Annotated in this window: 12 protein-coding genes; 7 read left to right on the top strand and 5 right to left on the bottom strand. The window is 69.2% G+C overall.

Translation table 11 applies throughout. From position 1 onward, the window contains the following. Positions 1-6 precede the first annotated feature (6 nt). On the top strand, positions 7-1,455 hold the full coding sequence (locus SSMG_RS06355; protein ID WP_037712763.1) for a neutral zinc metallopeptidase: 1,449 nt from the start codon (positions 7-9) through the stop codon (positions 1,453-1,455). A gap of 47 nt (positions 1,456-1,502) precedes the next feature. On the opposite strand, the gene SSMG_RS06350 is transcribed toward SSMG_RS06355, so the two are convergent. Beyond that, positions 1,503-2,462 carry a tetratricopeptide repeat protein gene (locus tag SSMG_RS06350; protein ID WP_037712760.1) on the bottom strand — a complete coding sequence of 320 codons (960 nt, stop codon included), beginning with the start codon at positions 2,460-2,462 and terminating at the stop codon, positions 1,503-1,505. A gap of 116 nt (positions 2,463-2,578) precedes the next feature. On the opposite strand from SSMG_RS06350, the gene SSMG_RS06345 reads away from it, so the two are divergent. Next, a complete protein-coding gene (locus SSMG_RS06345) occupies positions 2,579-2,986 on the top strand; it encodes a hypothetical protein (RefSeq protein WP_037712758.1) in 408 nt (135 codons plus the stop codon). A 1-nt stretch (position 2,987) separates the two neighbouring features. Here the strand turns inward: SSMG_RS06345 and SSMG_RS06340 are convergent, their stop codons facing one another. Then, positions 2,988-3,290 (bottom strand): thiamine-binding protein, encoded by a 303-nt coding sequence (locus SSMG_RS06340; RefSeq protein WP_009073909.1) that lies wholly within the window; start codon positions 3,288-3,290, stop codon positions 2,988-2,990. 70 nt (positions 3,291-3,360) lie between these two features. On the opposite strand from SSMG_RS06340, the gene SSMG_RS06335 reads away from it, so the two are divergent. Next, on the top strand, positions 3,361-3,861 hold the full coding sequence (locus tag SSMG_RS06335; protein WP_009073908.1) for a MarR family winged helix-turn-helix transcriptional regulator: 501 nt from the start codon (positions 3,361-3,363) through the stop codon (positions 3,859-3,861). A 52-nt stretch (positions 3,862-3,913) separates the two neighbouring features. On the opposite strand, the gene SSMG_RS06330 is transcribed toward SSMG_RS06335, so the two are convergent. From SSMG_RS06330 to SSMG_RS06320, 3 genes are all read right to left on the bottom strand, one after another. After that, positions 3,914-4,282 (bottom strand): DUF3817 domain-containing protein, encoded by a 369-nt coding sequence (locus SSMG_RS06330; protein ID WP_009073907.1) that lies wholly within the window; start codon positions 4,280-4,282, stop codon positions 3,914-3,916. Positions 4,283-4,595: 313 nt separating this feature from the next. Beyond that, a complete protein-coding gene (locus SSMG_RS06325) occupies positions 4,596-6,983 on the bottom strand; it encodes a GH92 family glycosyl hydrolase (protein WP_037712755.1) in 2,388 nt (795 codons plus the stop codon). 75 nt (positions 6,984-7,058) lie between these two features. Further along, a complete protein-coding gene (locus SSMG_RS06320; protein WP_078560716.1) occupies positions 7,059-10,310 on the bottom strand; it encodes a GH92 family glycosyl hydrolase in 3,252 nt (1,083 codons plus the stop codon). A gap of 317 nt (positions 10,311-10,627) precedes the next feature. Here SSMG_RS06320 and SSMG_RS06315 point away from each other — a divergent pair, with 317 nt between their 5' ends. Genes SSMG_RS06315 through SSMG_RS06300 form a run of 4 tightly spaced genes read left to right on the top strand, consistent with a single transcriptional unit; the run spans position 10,628 to position 14,455 of the window. Then, positions 10,628-11,611, top strand: a complete 984-nt coding sequence (locus SSMG_RS06315) for a LacI family DNA-binding transcriptional regulator (protein WP_037712752.1) — start codon at positions 10,628-10,630, stop codon at positions 11,609-11,611. Continuing rightward, complete coding sequence (locus tag SSMG_RS06310) at positions 11,608-12,645, top strand: class I mannose-6-phosphate isomerase (RefSeq protein WP_009073902.1); 1,038 nt, start codon at positions 11,608-11,610, stop codon at positions 12,643-12,645. The genes SSMG_RS06315 and SSMG_RS06310 overlap by 4 nt, the downstream gene beginning before the upstream one ends. A 5-nt stretch (positions 12,646-12,650) precedes the next feature. Beyond that, complete coding sequence (locus SSMG_RS06305) at positions 12,651-13,415, top strand: ATP-binding cassette domain-containing protein (protein ID WP_009073900.1); 765 nt, start codon at positions 12,651-12,653, stop codon at positions 13,413-13,415. Continuing rightward, the gene (locus SSMG_RS06300) at positions 13,412-14,455 is read left to right on the top strand and encodes an ABC transporter permease (RefSeq protein WP_009073898.1); all 1,044 of its coding nucleotides are present in this window, start codon (positions 13,412-13,414) and stop codon (positions 14,453-14,455) included. Before SSMG_RS06305 ends, SSMG_RS06300 begins: the two co-directional genes overlap by 4 nt. The last annotated feature ends 16 nt before the right edge of the window (positions 14,456-14,471 follow it).

The following is a 14,471-nucleotide window of genomic DNA, read 5'->3' as shown; positions in this document are numbered from 1 at the left end:
GGGAACATGAGCCGAGGGGGACGCCGGTACGCGCTGGTCGCGCTGGTCGCGGCGACCGTGCTGGGGACAGCCGCGTGCGGGAACAAGGCTCCCGCGGCGACGCCGGGCGCCGGGAACGTCGCCGGGCTGCCGGTCACGCACTTCGAAAGCGGGCTGCGCGCCGACGCCCCGCGGCCGGATCTTCCCGTGAAGAACGCCGGCGGCGGCGAGGACGACCAGCTCGCCACCGCCGCGATCGCGGACGTGCAGGCGTACTGGGCCGAGGCGCTGCCCGCGGAGTTCGGCGGCAAGCAGTTCGAGCCGGTCAAATCGCTGCTGTCGTACGACTCGAAGCGCGACACCGAGGACACCGCGTGCGGCAGCGTCAAACAGCTGGTGAACGCGTTCTACTGCGCGGGCGACGATTCGGTGGCGTGGGACCGCGGCGTGCTGCTGCCGATGCTGCGCAAGCGGTTCGGGCCGATGTCGGTGGTGACCGTGCTGGCGCACGAGTTCGGCCACGCGATCCAGTACCGGCTCGGGGCCGCGGCGGGAATCTCGAAGTCGACACCGACCGTGGTGAAGGAGCAGCAGGCGGACTGCTTCGCCGGCGGGTACTTCCGGTGGGTCGCCGAGGACAAGAGCAAGTTCTACCGGGTGTCGACCGCGGAGGGGCTGGACCAGATCCTGGCGGCGATGTTCTTCATCCGCGACCAGGCCGGGACCAGCGCGACGGACCGGCAGGCGCACGGCACGGCGTTCGACCGGACGTACGCGTTCCAGGCCGGGTTCGAGAAGGGGCCGAAGGAATGCGCCGGGATGAACGCGCAGAACGTGCAGAAGCGGCTGACTGAGCGGCCGTTCGACCGCGACGACAGGGGCAAGGGCGACGCCCGGTTCGACGAGGAGCGCGTGGCGGACCTGAAAGCCAGCCTGGACAAGGCGTTCGAGGGCGCGGGTGTGCCGGGGCCGCAGTTCCGGGCCGGGCAGGGCAGCTGTCCCGGCGGGCCGAGCACGCCGCCCGCGTCTTACTGTCCCGACGACAACACGGTGAACTTCGATCAGCGGGCGCTGGAGAAGCTGGCCGAGCCGGTGGACCAGGAAGCCGAGATGGCCGGCCGGGCCGGCGGTGGGCTGGGCGACTTCGCCGCCTTCGCCGAACTGGCGTCGCGGTATGCGATCGGGGTGCAGAAGGGCGTGGGGGCGTCGATCGACACGCCGAACACCGGGTTGCGGACGGCTTGCCTGGTGGGCGCTTGGGCGGCGTTCTCGAACAAGCCGCCGAAGAAGCTGGAACTGAAGCTGCGGCTGTCGTCCGGGGACCTGGACGAGGCGATCGCGGATCTGCTCCGGCCGGACGGGCTGGTGTCGGCGAACGTGAACGGCGAGCGGCCGGACAGCGGGTTCGACCGGGTCGAGGCGCTGCGGCGGGGGTACCTCGAAGGGTCGTCTTCCTGCTCGAAGCAGTACCCCTGACCGCGAAAAGGGCCGCACCGTTTCCGGTGCGGCCCTTTTCCGTCAGCTCAGAACAGGGCGCTCGCCAGGTCGCGGCGGGCCTTCATGACGCGCTCGTCGGCCGGGTCGAAGAGTTCGAACAGGGCGACCAGGTGTTCCCGAACCCGGTTGCGGTCGTCGCCCGCGGTGCGGCGGACGACGTCGACCAGGCGGCGGAACGCGCCTTCCACGTCTTGTTCGGCGATGTCCAGGTCGGCGGCCGCGAGCTGGGCGTCGATGTCCTTCGGGTCGGCCTCGGCCTTCTCGCGGGCGCTCGGGTCGGCCGCTTCGGCGCGCGCGGTGAACTTGACCTGCGCCAGCGCGTTCTTCGCCAGCTCGTTGGCCGGTTCGGCGTCCAGGATGCGCTCGTACGCGGCCTGCGCGGCGGCGTAATCGCCCCGCTCGAAGGCTTCCTCGGCCTCGGTGAAGCGCGGGTCCTCCGGCTCCTCCACCGGGCCGCGGGCCTCCTCGGCGGCGCGGATGCCCGGGAGACGGTCGCGCAGGGCGTCGAGCAGCGAGCCCAGCCACTTGCGGATCTCCGGTTCCGGCAGCGCGCCGGAGAAGGCGTCCACGGGCTGGCCGCCGGCGATGGCGACGACGGTCGGGACCGATTGCGCGCCGAACGCCTGCGCGATGCGCGGGTTCGCCTCCACGTCGACCTTCGCCAGCACCCAGGCGCCGCCGCCCTCGCCCGCCAGCCGCTCCAGCACCGCGGTCAGCTGCTGGCACTGCTCGGAGAACCCGGCCCACAGGTCGACGACCACGAGCTGGTTGAGCGAGCGTTCGACGACGGACTGGAAGGTCGCCTCGGTGACGTCGAGCACCGTGTCCGACGGCGGGGCGGGGGTGCCTTCCGGCCGTCCCGCCGCCGAAGGAGGCTGGTTCCGGGACGCCTCCGCCCTGGCTTTGAGCGCGGACAGGTCGACCGCGCCGGACAACGCGGCGGACATCGCCGCTGAGTTCGCTGCAGATCCGCGTGGGTGTGTCACGCCCTCCATCCTGGCACGGCTCGCCGGGAGAGTTCAGCAGCAGCCCCGAGGTTCGCTTTTGGCATGCGGACGCCCCTGAGGCATGCTCTGCGCGAGGACAACGAGGAGGCCCGAAGATGCTCAGCCGGCGCAACGCCACGGTCGCCCTCGCTGTCGTGGTCGCGGCGGCGTGGATCGCCAGCATCACGGTCACCGTCGCGCACCAGGACCCGCCCGGCGCGGCGTCCCCGCCCGAGTTGCGCGCGGAACTCGCCGCCGCGCTGAGCGGACGGGACGCGGACGCGCTCGCCGGGCTCTTCGACGTCCCTGGTTCGGGCAGCGACGATCTCGCGAAGGATTACGTCAACGTCCTCAAGGACGGCAACGCGCGCGACATCTCGGTACAGCTCGCGCCGGACGAGCGCTCCCCTACTGCGGCCATCGTGCGCGGGAAGGCTGGGGCGGGCGAACCGTTCAGCTACCGGCTGGCGGTGACCACTGCCAAGGGGCGCTGGACTGTCGCGTTCACGCCGCCGATCCCCTGACTCAGTCCTCGCGCAGGTGGGCTTCCACTCGCTCGACCTTCGCGGCGAGCTGCCCGGAGTAGCCCGGGCGGATGTCGGCCTTCAGCACCAGTCCGACGCGCGACGAGCCTTCGCCCGCGGCTTCCACGGCCTTCTTCACCACCGCCATCACCTCGTCCCACTCCCCCTCCACCTCGGTGAACATCGAGCTGGTCGAGTTCGGCAGCCCGGATTCGCGGACCACCTTCACCGCGCGCGAGACGGCCTCGCTGACTCCTCCGTCCGGCTCCGCGGCCGAGGGGCTCACGCTGAACGCGACGATCATGCGGCTTCCTTTCCCTGTTCTCGCAGGCCGACCCCCACGACCGGGGTACCCGCTGGTAGCTTCGGTTGCCATGAACCGTCCGCTGCCGTTCGATCCGATCGCCCGTGCCGCGCAGCTGTGGGAAGACCGGATCGGCCCGGCCGGAACCATGGCCGCGGTCACCGGTGTGATGCGGGTGCAGCAGATCATCCAGTCGGCGGTCGACGGCGCGCTCAAGCCGCACGGCCTCACCTTCGCCCGCTACGAGGCGCTAGTGCTGCTCACCTTCTCCCGCAACGCGCGGCTGCCGATGCGGGTGATGGGCGAACGGCTGCAACTGCATCCCACCAGCGTCACCAACATAGTGGACCGGCTCGAGCGCGACGGGCTCGTGAAGCGCGTGCCGCATCCGACCGACCGGCGCACGACGCTCGTCGAGATCACCGACGAGGGGCGGGCGCTGCGGGAAGCCGCCACCGCCGCGGTCACCGACATCGACTTCGGGCTCACCGGGCTCACCGAGCGGCAGGTCGAGCAGCTGACCGAGCTGCTCACCAAGGTCCGCAAGTCCGCGGGCGACTTCACCTCGTAAACGCACGAAGGGCCCGCGCGGTCGTCGCGCGGGCCCTTCGGAAAAGCGAAGATCAGGCGTTCACGGTCTCGCGCGTGCGCACGAAGAGGCCGACGCCGCCCTGGGTCAGCCGCTGCGGGCCGTCGAGCTTGCCGTTGCGCAGCGCCCACTTCTCGAAGAGCCAGGTGAACAGCGGCGGGATGCTCGCGAGCAGCGCCAGCACCAGGGTCTTGCCGCGCCAGCCCAGCGGCTTCGCGACGGACAGGGAGGTGATCACGTACAGGACGAAGACGACGCCGTGCACCATGCCGAGGACGGGCACGCCGCCCTGGTTAGACGCGTCGACGACGTACTTGAGAAACATCCCGATCAGCAAGCCGAGCCAGGACAGAGCCTCGGCGACTGCGGCCACGCGGAACACGAGAGCGGCCTTGCTGGACACGACATCCTCCTGTGCGTCACCTGGTGCGTGCTGACTGCACACACAAAAAACACGTCCGACGGACTGTCCACGACGGACGGAACCGCCTGGCGTCAACAGCACTGTCGAACGGGTATGAGACCAGTGTGAGGCGTGATCGGCCTCACCGGAACACCGGGGCCCGTGACTCTGGTCACGAGCACCGAGCGCAAAGGTCTGCACCAATTCCGGACGGCAGGCGGAAACGGGCGGGAAATGCCCGGTTAACGGGAAAGACCGCCTCCCGATCCCAGGATCCGGGAGGCGGCCTTCACCGACTGTCCGCGACTGAACACTAACCGGCACAAGGAGAAGGCGGCGCGGAGGAAGGTGACGTTCCCCACGTGGCCTTCGGCGCGTCGCCGGTCAGCGAGAAGTCCAGAGTGGACCCGCGGCGCAGTTGTTCGAGGCTGACGAACGTTTTGCCCGACGCCGTGCCGTTGACGCGCAGCCCGGAGACGTACTGCAGTTGCGCCCCGGTCGCGCCGCGCGCGTTGATGGTGAGGTCGCGGCCGTTCGGCAGGTGCAGCACGGACTTGGCGAACCGCGGCGCGTTGAGCACGAAGTTGCCGGTGCCCGGGACGGCCGGGTAGAGGCCGAGCGCGCTGAAGACGTACCAGGCGGACATGGTGCCGAGGTCGTCGTTGCCGGTGACGCCGTTGGGGGCGTTCGTGAACAGCGTGTGCGCCGCCCGCACGACCGCGGAGGTCTTCCACGGCTGCCCGGTGAGCGTGTACATCCACGGCGAGTGCAGATCGGGCTCGTTGTTGGGGTTGTAGCGGAACTGTTTGTAGTAGTCGTACGGGCCGACGACCCACTTCTCGTGCGCGGTCTTCGCCGGGTCCTGCACCAGATCGTCGTAGGCGAAGAAGTCGTCGAGCCGCTTGCCCGCGTTGGCGGCGCCGCCCATCTTCGCGACCAGGCCGGGCACGTCCTGCTGCACCAGCCACTGGTACTGCCACGCGGTGCCCTCGTGGAACCCGTCCTGGCCCTGCGGGCTGTACGGGCCGTCGGACGGGGTGTACCAGCTGCCGCCGGTCACCTTCGGGCGGAAGTAGCCGGTGAAGCCGCGATCGGTCACCGACGGGTCCCACAGCGTCGCGTACGTCCGGCCCTTGGCGGCCAGCTGCTGCGCGTCCTGCTTGCGGCCGAGCGCGGAGGCCATCACCGAGAGGGAACAGTCGGCGAGCGCGTACTCCAGGGTCGCGGACGCGCCGTGGGCCGGGTCGGTGTCCTGGCCCTTCTTCGGGAAGTTCGGGTCGTACTGGACGAATCCGTCGGCCTGGTAGCTCGCGTTGCCGGAGCGGCCTTGGAACGGCGACGACGCGGGCGGGATTTCGCGGGAGTTCTGCAGCAGCGCTTGGTAGGCGTGCATTTCGTCGCCGCTCAGCGCGCCGAATCGCCATAGGTCGACCAGGAACGGCGTCACGGGGTCGCCGGTCATGGTGTTCGTTTCCTGGCTCGCGTACGCCCAGCGCGGGAGCCAGCCGCCCTGGTCGTGGATCGCGAGGATGCTCTTCGCGATGTCTCGGGCCCGGTCCGGTTTCAGCAGGGCGAGCAGCTGGTTTTGCGAGCGGTAGGTGTCCCAGAGGGAGAAGAAGTCGTAGTACGTCCAGCCGATCGCGCGGTGGATCTTCTTGTCGAAGCCGTAGTACCGGCCGTCGGCGTCGTTCGCGGTCAACGGCTGCAGGAAGGAGTGGTACAGCGAGGTGTAGAAGACCGTGCGGTCGTCCGGAGCGCCGCCGGTGATGTCCACACTGGACAGTTCGCGTCGCCAGTCGCGCTGGACGTCGTTCTTCACCGCGTCGAACGGACGGACGCGCGAGGCGGCGAGGTTGGTGTCGGCACCGCGAGCGTCCACTTGGGACAGCGACGTGGTGGCTGTGACCTGGCCGCCTTTCGGGAAGGTCAGCCACGCGCCGCGCAGACCCGCTCCTCCTTGTGCCGAGCGGCTGCCGGGCGTGCCGCCGTCCGGCGACCAGGTGCCGTAGGAAGTGAACGGTTGGTCGAATTTCGTGGTGAAGTAGGTGGTGTAAGGCTTGCCACCGCAGAAGGCTTGTGATTCGACGGTGCCCGCGATGGTGTGGTCGTCGACGATCCGGACGCTGCTGCCGGTGACCGGTTCCTTCGCGTTGGCTTGCCCGACGTTCACGAAAACGTTAGCTGGTCCCGATTTGTCGAAGGAGTATCGCTCGACGCCGCTGCGAGTGCTGGCCGTGGTTTCGACGTCGATACCGCCATAGCCAGTGAGATGCACCTTGTAGTAGCCGGGCTTGCCGACTTCGCCTTCGTGCGTGTACGGCGCGGCGTACTTGGTTTGGTCGAAGGTCGCGGGCTTGCTGGTGTCGAACGCCGCGCCCGGGCCGATGTCACCGGTGGTGGGCAGCATCGATACCAGGCCGCCCTGTTCCCAGCAGCCCGCGCCGGACAGGAAGAAATGGCCGAATCCGCGGATCGCGGTGTCGGTGTAGAGGTATCCCGCGTAATGCGTGGTGATCGGGCTGGACTGCACCATGCCGAATGGCGCGGAAGCGCCCGGGAAGGTGTTGCCTTCGTCCTGCGTGCCGATGAACGTGTTGACCGCGTCCAGCGGATCTGCCGGACGTGCCTCCGCCGCGACCGGTGTCAGCCCGGCCGCGGTGACAGCGAGCGCGATCGCACTCGCCAGAACCCTGCTCCTCATGAGACTCCTCTGGGAAATGTCCGTGAGGGGAACCCTGAGGGACTCTGAGTCCCTCAGGGTTCCCCTCACGGAAGGTCAGCCCGCGGCGATGGCGAACACGTGCAGGTCGCCGCCGCTGACGCCGCTCGGCAGCGTCACGCTCGCGACGGTCTTGCCCGCGTCCAGCGTGATCGGCGCGGTGGCGAACACCATCGTGCGGATCTGCTGCGGGTCGCCGCCCGCGGAGTTGCGGTACGGCGTGGACAGGACGATCCGGTTGCCGAACGCCGGCTGCGCTCCGCCGCCGCCGAGGGTCCAGTCGGAGAATCCGATGGCAGCGGTGGACTTGCTGCCGTCGGTGTAGGTGACGGTGAGCGTGCCCTGCGCGTTGCCGTTGCTGGCGGCGCCGAGCAGCGCGAGCCGTCCCGAGCCGGACACGTTAATCGTCTGGCCTGCCGCGACCACGTTGTCCGGGTCGCCGACCGGGTACGACGGCCAGGTGAAGTTCAGCCCGTCGCTCGACACCGTGCCGCCCGGCTTCGCCCCGGCCTTGGCCAGCGCGTCTGCGGAGTAGCTCCAACCGCCGCCGTCGAAGTTGCCCGCCGCCGAGTTCGCGTCCGGCGACAGACCGGTGTTGTTCACGGTGGCCAGCCAGCTGTTCGGCTTCGCCACCAGGACGGTCAGCACCGCTTGGACGTCAGCGAGGCCCGGCGAGGAGAAGGTGACCGGGATCCGGCGCGGACCGTCGGAGGTGCCCGCCGGAACGCTCACCGTCACGTCCGCGCGGCCCTTGCCCGCCGCTGGGACCTGGACGGAACCGGTCGCGGGCGTCAGCGTGATGCCGTCCGCGCTGCCCGCCGAGTAGGTCCAGGTCCTCGCGGTGCCGGAGAGATCCTGTACGCCCACCGAGGCGGTCGAGGTCGTGCCGGCGGGCACCACCGCGCGTGCCGGGTCCACAAAGGACAGGCTCGGCTTCTCCTGTTCGCGGAACGACGGCGGCGCGTCAGCCGGAGCGGAGCCCCACGCGGTCGCGGTCGTCGAGCGGGTGAAGTCCAGCTTGCCGCCTTGCGAGAGCAGCCCTTCCGACAGCCACGCCTTGCTGGCCGCGCTGCCGTTCACCTTCAGGCCGGCGGTGTACTCGCCGGTGCCGGGAGCGTTGACGGTGATCTTCTTGCCCGCCCCGGTCGTCACCTCGGCGTGCGCGAAGCGCGGCGTGGTGAGCACGGTTTCGGCGCGGCCCGGGATCTCCGGGTAGACGCCGAGCGCGGACCAGACGTACCAGGACGACATCTGCCCGAGGTCGTCGTTGCCGATCAGGCCTTCCGGACGTGGGTTGTACAGCTCGTCCATCGCCCGGCGCACGATGTTCTGCGTCTTCGCCGGGGCACCGGCGAACGAGTACACGTACGGCGCGTTCGAGTTCGGCTCGTTGCCCAGGAACGCGTACGGTTCATGGGTTCCGGCGTTCAGCTTCGTGAAGAAAGTGTCCAAACGCGACTGCGTGGCGGTGTTGCCGCCGAACGCGGTCACGAGACCGGCGAGGTCGTACGGGACCATCCAGTCGTACTGCGCGCCGTTGCCCTCGACCCAGCCCTGCGAGCTGGCCGGGTCGTAGTTCGCGGAGAACGAACCGTCCGAGTTGCGCGGCTGCAGGTGGCCGCTGCCCGGGTTGTAGAGGTTCTGCCAGTACTGCGCGCGCTTCATGAACGTCGTGTACGTGGCGCTGTCGCCGAGCCGCTTCGCGAACTGGGCGATGGCGAAGTCCGCGCTCGTGTACTCCAGGGTGTCGGCCGCCGCGCCGGGCACGTAGCCGAGCCGCTGGTAGTCCTGCAGGCCCGGACGCTCGACGTACCCTTGCGTCGGCTGCGTCGCGCCCTTGATCATGAGCAGCAACGCTTTCTGCGCGTCGAAGTCACGCGCGCCGAACGCGTAGGCGCTGGAAACGATGATGTGGTACGGATCCCCGTTCATCACGCCGGTGTAGTCGTTCGCCACCGTCCAGCGGTCCCACGAACCGCCTTGTTCGGCGAAGGCCATCATCGAGCGCACGAGGTCCGAGGTCTGCTTCGGCGCGATCGTGGCCAGCAGCGGGACCTCGGAACGGTAGATGTCCCAGCCGGAGATGTTCGTGTACATCGCGTGGCCGCGTTCGGCCTGGTGGATCCGGCCGTCGAAGCCCGGGTACCGGCCGTCCACATCGGAGAAGACGTTCGGCTGGATCAGCGAGTGGTACAGCGAGGTGTAGAACGTCGTGGTGTCGGCGTCGCTGCCGCCGCTGACCTGGATCTTGCCGAGCTGGTCGTTCCACGCCTGCCGCGCGGACGCGGCCACCGCGTCGAACGACTTCGTGCCGTTGTTCTCCGCTTTCAGGTTCGCCTTCGCCCCGTCGACGGACACAAAGGACAGTCCAACCTGGACGTTGACCTGCGCGCCGTTGAGGTTGGGGAACGTCACGTACCCGCCGCTGCCCGGTCCGCTGACCGTGGTGTCCTGCGGTTTCGCCGCGGCCGGACGCGCCAGCGACGCGCCGATCCCGTTGGGCTGCGCGACCTTCGCCTTCGCGCCGCCGGTCTCCGCGGTCTTGCCCGGCGTCACCGCGCCGTTCTTCCACGTCCCGACGGATTCGAACGGGGTGTCGAACTTCGCCGAGAAGTAGACCCGGTACGAATCCTTCGCGCCGCAGAACCGGCCGCTGGTCGCCCAGCCGCTGATGGTGTCCTTGCCGATGCTGATCGACGCGTCGTCCGTGCCGTTGACCGAGCCGGAAGTGTTGACCAGCAACGTCGACGCCGCGCCCGCCGGGTAGGTGAACCGGCCGGAACCGGTGCGCTGGGTCGCGCTCAGTTCGACTTTCGCGCCGTTGTCGAGGGCGACGTCGTACGCGCCCGCGGTCGCGTGCTCGTTCTGGTGCGAGAAGGTCGAGGTGTAGTGGCCCGGATCGGTCGCGGGCGACGTGCTGATCTCGCCGACGTACGGCATGAACGGCAGGTCCTGGTACGTGGTGCAGCCCGCGCCGGAAAGGTGCGTGAGACTGAACCCGGTGATCGTGTTGTCGTCGTAGAAATAGCCGCCCGGCTGGGATTTCTTCGTGTCCGGGCTCCACTGCACCATCCCGAACGGGACCACCGCGCCGGGGAAGGTGTTGCCCGCGCCGCCGCCGGTTCCGTGGTCCGCGCCGCCGGGGCGGGTGCCGACGAACGGGTTCACCCACTTCGCCAGGTCAGCGGCTTTCGCGGAATCCGCCTGTGCGGGATCGGCCAGTGCGGGGGCGGCGGGTGCTGCCGCCGCCACGACCGCGGAAGTCAGGAAGATCAGTCCGGCTCTCCAGCGCGCTCGCGCCATCGCCATCGCCTCTCCAGTTGTCCGGCGCGAACCCGCCGCCACCGACCTCGAGGCATCGATGACAACCTTGTCGCGCACCGTCGATGCGGGCTACCTTCGGCAATGGCTCACCGGATCGTCAAGACCATGGTGAGAGCCTGTCCGATTCGAGACAACGATGTCCACCATCCGCACCAGCGGATTCGGCGAAGCGGGCAGCGCGAAGCGGCAAGCATTGACAGCGAGCAGCCGCATGGTGTCCAATCCCCGGCATTATGACAACGTTGTCTCACTCGGGCCGGGACGCGGACGGGCTTCCCCGCCCCGCCAGCAGGCGGGCCACGATGAGCGATGTGGCCCGGCTGGCCGGCGTCAGCATCAAAACGGTGTCGCGGGTCGTCAACGACGAGCCCGCGGTGCATCCGGACACCGCCGAGCGCGTGGTGGCCGCGATCGAACAGCTGGGGTTCCGCCGGAACCTCGGCGCGCGCAACCTGCGCCGCGGCTCGACCACCGGCACCATCGGCCTGGTCGTCGAGGACGTCGGCAACCCCTTCTACTCCGAGCTGAACCGCGCGGTGGAACGGATCGCGACGTCGTTCGGCAGACACGTGCTGACCGGGTCGTCCGGCGAGAACTCCGACCGCGAACGCGAACTGTCGCTGGAATTCTGCGCCCGGCGCGTGGACGGGCTGCTGATCGTGCCCGCCGGGCTGCAGCACGGCTATCTCGTGCCGGAAATGCGCGCGGGCACGCCGGTGGTGTTCCTCGACCGGCCGGCCGGCGACATCGTGGCCGACACCGTGCTGGTCGACAACCTCGGCGGCACCATCGAGGCGGTTGGCCACCTCGTGCGGCACGGCCACCGCCGGATCGCGTTCCTCGGCGACAGCCCGGACATCTTCACCGCCGCCGAACGCCTCCGCGGGTTCCGGGAAGGCTGTGTGCGCAACGGGATCTCCTACGACGAGAGCCTCGTGGCGATGCAGACGCCGACGCCGGAAACCGTGGGACAGGCCGTGCGCAAGCTGATCGGCGGGCCGAACCCGGCCACCGCCGTGATCGCCGGCAACAACCGGGTCGCGGTGCACCTGCTGCGCGCGCTCGCGCACGCCGAACGCCGGCCCGCGCTGGTGAGCTTCGACGATTTCGAACTGGCGGATCTGCTCGACCCGCCGGTCACCGTGATCGCCCACGACGTCAGCGCCCTCGGGCACGCAGCGGCCGAGCTGCTGTTCGCCCGCATCCAGGGCGACCAGTCCGCCCCGAGAAAGGTAGTTCTGCCCGTGCACCTAGTCGCCCGCGGTTCCGGTGAGGCCGCCCTGTGACCCAGCATCTCGAGCCGGTCGCGCTCCCGGCCAACCAGCCGCCGCAGTTCTACCGGGGCGGCGACGCGATCGCCGCCCTGCGCGGGGCCAGCGGCACCGACTCGAAATTCGGGCCGGAGGACTGGGTCGGTTCCGTCACGACCATGTTCGGCCAGGAGACCCACGGTCTCACCAAGCTGCCCAGCGGGATCTGGCTGCGCGACGCGATCCGCGCGGACGCCGAGGCGTGGCTGGGCGCGGCGCACGTCGCCAAGCTCGGCGATTCGACCGGACTGCTGGTCAAGCTGCTCGACGCCGGACAGCGGCTTCCGGTGCACTTCCACCCGTCGGATTCCTTCGCCCGCAAGCACTTCGACTCGCATTTCGGCAAGACCGAGGCGTGGATCGTGGTCGGCACCTACGGTGACGATCCGCGCGTGTACCCGGGTTTCCGGGAGACGCTGAGCAAGGACACTGTCGCCGAATGGACGCGCGAACAGGACGCGCCGAGCATGCTGGGCGCGCTCAACAGCATCCCGGTGCAGGCGGGCGACACGGTCTACATCCCGGCCGGGCTGCCGCACGCGATCGGCGAGGGCGTGTTCGTGGTCGAACTGCAGCAGCCGACGGACTTCTCGCTGACCCTGGAATGGCGTGATTTCCTCGCCTCGCCGGAAAAGGGCCACCTCGGGATCGGTTTCGACACCGCGATCGAAACGCTCGACACCTCGGGCTGGGACGACGACCGGCTCAAGACGATCGTGAAGCACACCTCCGGCGACGAAGCGACCACAGTGGACTTGCTCGCGCCGGACTCGGCGGAGTTCTTCCGCGCCGACCGCGTTCAGTTGTCCGGCAACGCTTTCTCGCTCGATCCGTCGTTCAGCGTGCTCGTCGCGCTCGACGGAGAGGGCACCCTGCGCACTGAGAACGGCGGCGAGTTCCGAGTGGCCAAGGGCGACACCTACGCGGTGCCGTTCTCCGCGGGCCAGACCGAACTGTCCGGCTCGCTCACCGTCATCCGCTGCCGTCCGCCCGCCCCGGAAAGGAGTTAGCGCCGATGAGCGAGATCCTGCTCGACGCGGTGGACCTGACCAAGCACTACGGATCGGTGGAAGCCTTGCGCGGCGCGTCTTTCCAGGCGCGCGCGGGCGAGGTGACCGCACTGATCGGCGACAACGGCGCGGGCAAGTCCACGCTCGTGAAGTGCCTGTCCGGGGCCGAACAGCCGACGTCGGGCCGGATCTTGCTCGACGGGAAAGAGGTCCACCTCGACTCTCCGGTGGCCGCGCGCCGCGCCGGGATCGAGACCGTGTACCAGGATCTCGCCGTCGCACCGGACCTCGATCCGGCGGCGAACCTGTTCCTCGGCCGGGAAATCCCGCGCAAGGGCATCCTGGGCAAGCTCGGCATGCTGGACAAGGCGGAGATGCGCCGCCAGGCGGTGGTCGAGTTCGAAAAGCTCGGCGTCAAGCTGCAGAGCACCGAGGTGTCGATCGGCTCGTTGTCCGGCGGGCAGCGGCAAAGCGTCGCGGTGGCGCGATCGGTGGCGTGGGCGTCGAAGGTCGTGTTCATGGACGAGCCGACCGCGGCGCTGGGCGTGCGGCAGCGCGGACGCGTGCTGGACGTGATCAAGAAAGTCCGGGACAAGGGCATCGCGGTGGTGCTGATCAGCCACAACATGCCCGAGGTGCTTTCGGTTTCGGACCGGATCGAGGTGCTGCTGCAGGGCAGGCGCGTCGCCCGGTTCGCCGGGGCGGACACGAAACTCGAAGACTTGGTCGCGGCGATGACCGGGGCGCTGGTCCAGGAGGAGGCGGCATGAGCGCCCCGGCGAAGGACATCCAGACCACTGTGGACGGCGAGTTCGTCAAGCCGCCGCTGGGCAAACGGCTCGTCGGGGCGAACACGTTCTGGATCTCGCTGGTGCTGGTCGCGTTGATCGTGGTCTTCACCGTACTCGCCCCGGGCCAGTTCGCGACGGTGTTCACCTTCCAGATGCTCCTGAACGAAACGTCTGTGCTGCTGGTGCTTTCGGTCGGCATGACGTTCGTGATCATCACCTCCGGCATCGACCTGTCCGTCGGTTCGGTGCTGATCTTCGCGGGCATGGTCGCGGGCAAAACGATGGAAGCGCTCAGCGGCGGCAACGCCTCCCAGGCCGGATGGGGCGTGATCACGGCCGGGCTCGTCGCCGCGGTGCTCGCGGGCACGCTCTGGGGCTTGATCAACGGATTCCTCATCGCGGTGGCGGGCATCCCGCCGTTGATCGTCACGCTCGGCACGATGGGCGCGGCGCTCGGCGTGGCCTATCTGCTCAACAACGGGTCGGACGTGAACAGCATGCCCGCCGAACTGAACAGGGTGCTCGGATACGGCACGTCGTTCGGCGGGATCCCGAACCTCGTGCTGGTGGCCGTGGCGATCACGCTGATCGGCGCGTGGCTGCTGCACACCACGAGGTTCGGCCGCTACACGTTCGCCGTCGGCTCGAACGCGGAGGCGGCGCGGCGGTCGGGCATCGGCGTGACCGCGCACCTGCTCAAGGTGTACCTGCTCACCGGTTTCCTCGCGGGGCTCGCGGGGTTCCTGTCGCTGGCGTTCTACACGTCGACCACGATCTCGGCGCACGCCACCGACAACCTCAACTCCATCTCCGCGACGGTGATGGGCGGCACGAGCCTCTTCGGCGGCGTCGGTTCGATGCTCGGCACGGTGATCGGGGTGTTCATCCCCGCCGTGCTGAAGAAGGGCTTCAACATCACGCACGTGCAGGACTACTGGCAGCAGATCGCGGTCGGCGCGGTCCTCATCGCGGCGGTGTGGTTCGACCAGCGCCAGCGCCGCAAGCGCAACTCCCGCTGAATCGGTCCCCGAGTAC

Origin of the sequence: Streptomyces sp. AA4, from assembly GCF_000158875.1 — a bacterium.
Taxonomy (GTDB): domain Bacteria; phylum Actinomycetota; class Actinomycetes; order Mycobacteriales; family Pseudonocardiaceae; genus Amycolatopsis.
Note: the sequence above shows the minus strand (reverse complement) of the source record. Positions and strands in the feature narration are given on the sequence as shown.

Coding starts and splice junctions, on each gene's coding strand:
- SSMG_RS06355 (WP_037712763.1), top strand. CDS start 7: ATGAGCCGAGGGGGACGCCGGTACGCGCTGGTCGCGCTGGTCGCGGCG.
- SSMG_RS06345 (WP_037712758.1), top strand. CDS start 2,579: ATGCTCAGCCGGCGCAACGCCACGGTCGCCCTCGCTGTCGTGGTCGCG.
- SSMG_RS06340 (WP_009073909.1), bottom strand. CDS start 3,290: ATGATCGTCGCGTTCAGCGTGAGCCCCTCGGCCGCGGAGCCGGACGGA.
- SSMG_RS06335 (WP_009073908.1), top strand. CDS start 3,361: ATGAACCGTCCGCTGCCGTTCGATCCGATCGCCCGTGCCGCGCAGCTG.
- SSMG_RS06325 (WP_037712755.1), bottom strand. CDS start 6,983: ATGAGGAGCAGGGTTCTGGCGAGTGCGATCGCGCTCGCTGTCACCGCG.
- SSMG_RS06320 (WP_078560716.1), bottom strand. CDS start 10,310: ATGGCGATGGCGCGAGCGCGCTGGAGAGCCGGACTGATCTTCCTGACT.
- SSMG_RS06315 (WP_037712752.1), top strand. CDS start 10,628: ATGAGCGATGTGGCCCGGCTGGCCGGCGTCAGCATCAAAACGGTGTCG.
- SSMG_RS06305 (WP_009073900.1), top strand. CDS start 12,651: ATGAGCGAGATCCTGCTCGACGCGGTGGACCTGACCAAGCACTACGGA.
- SSMG_RS06300 (WP_009073898.1), top strand. CDS start 13,412: ATGAGCGCCCCGGCGAAGGACATCCAGACCACTGTGGACGGCGAGTTC.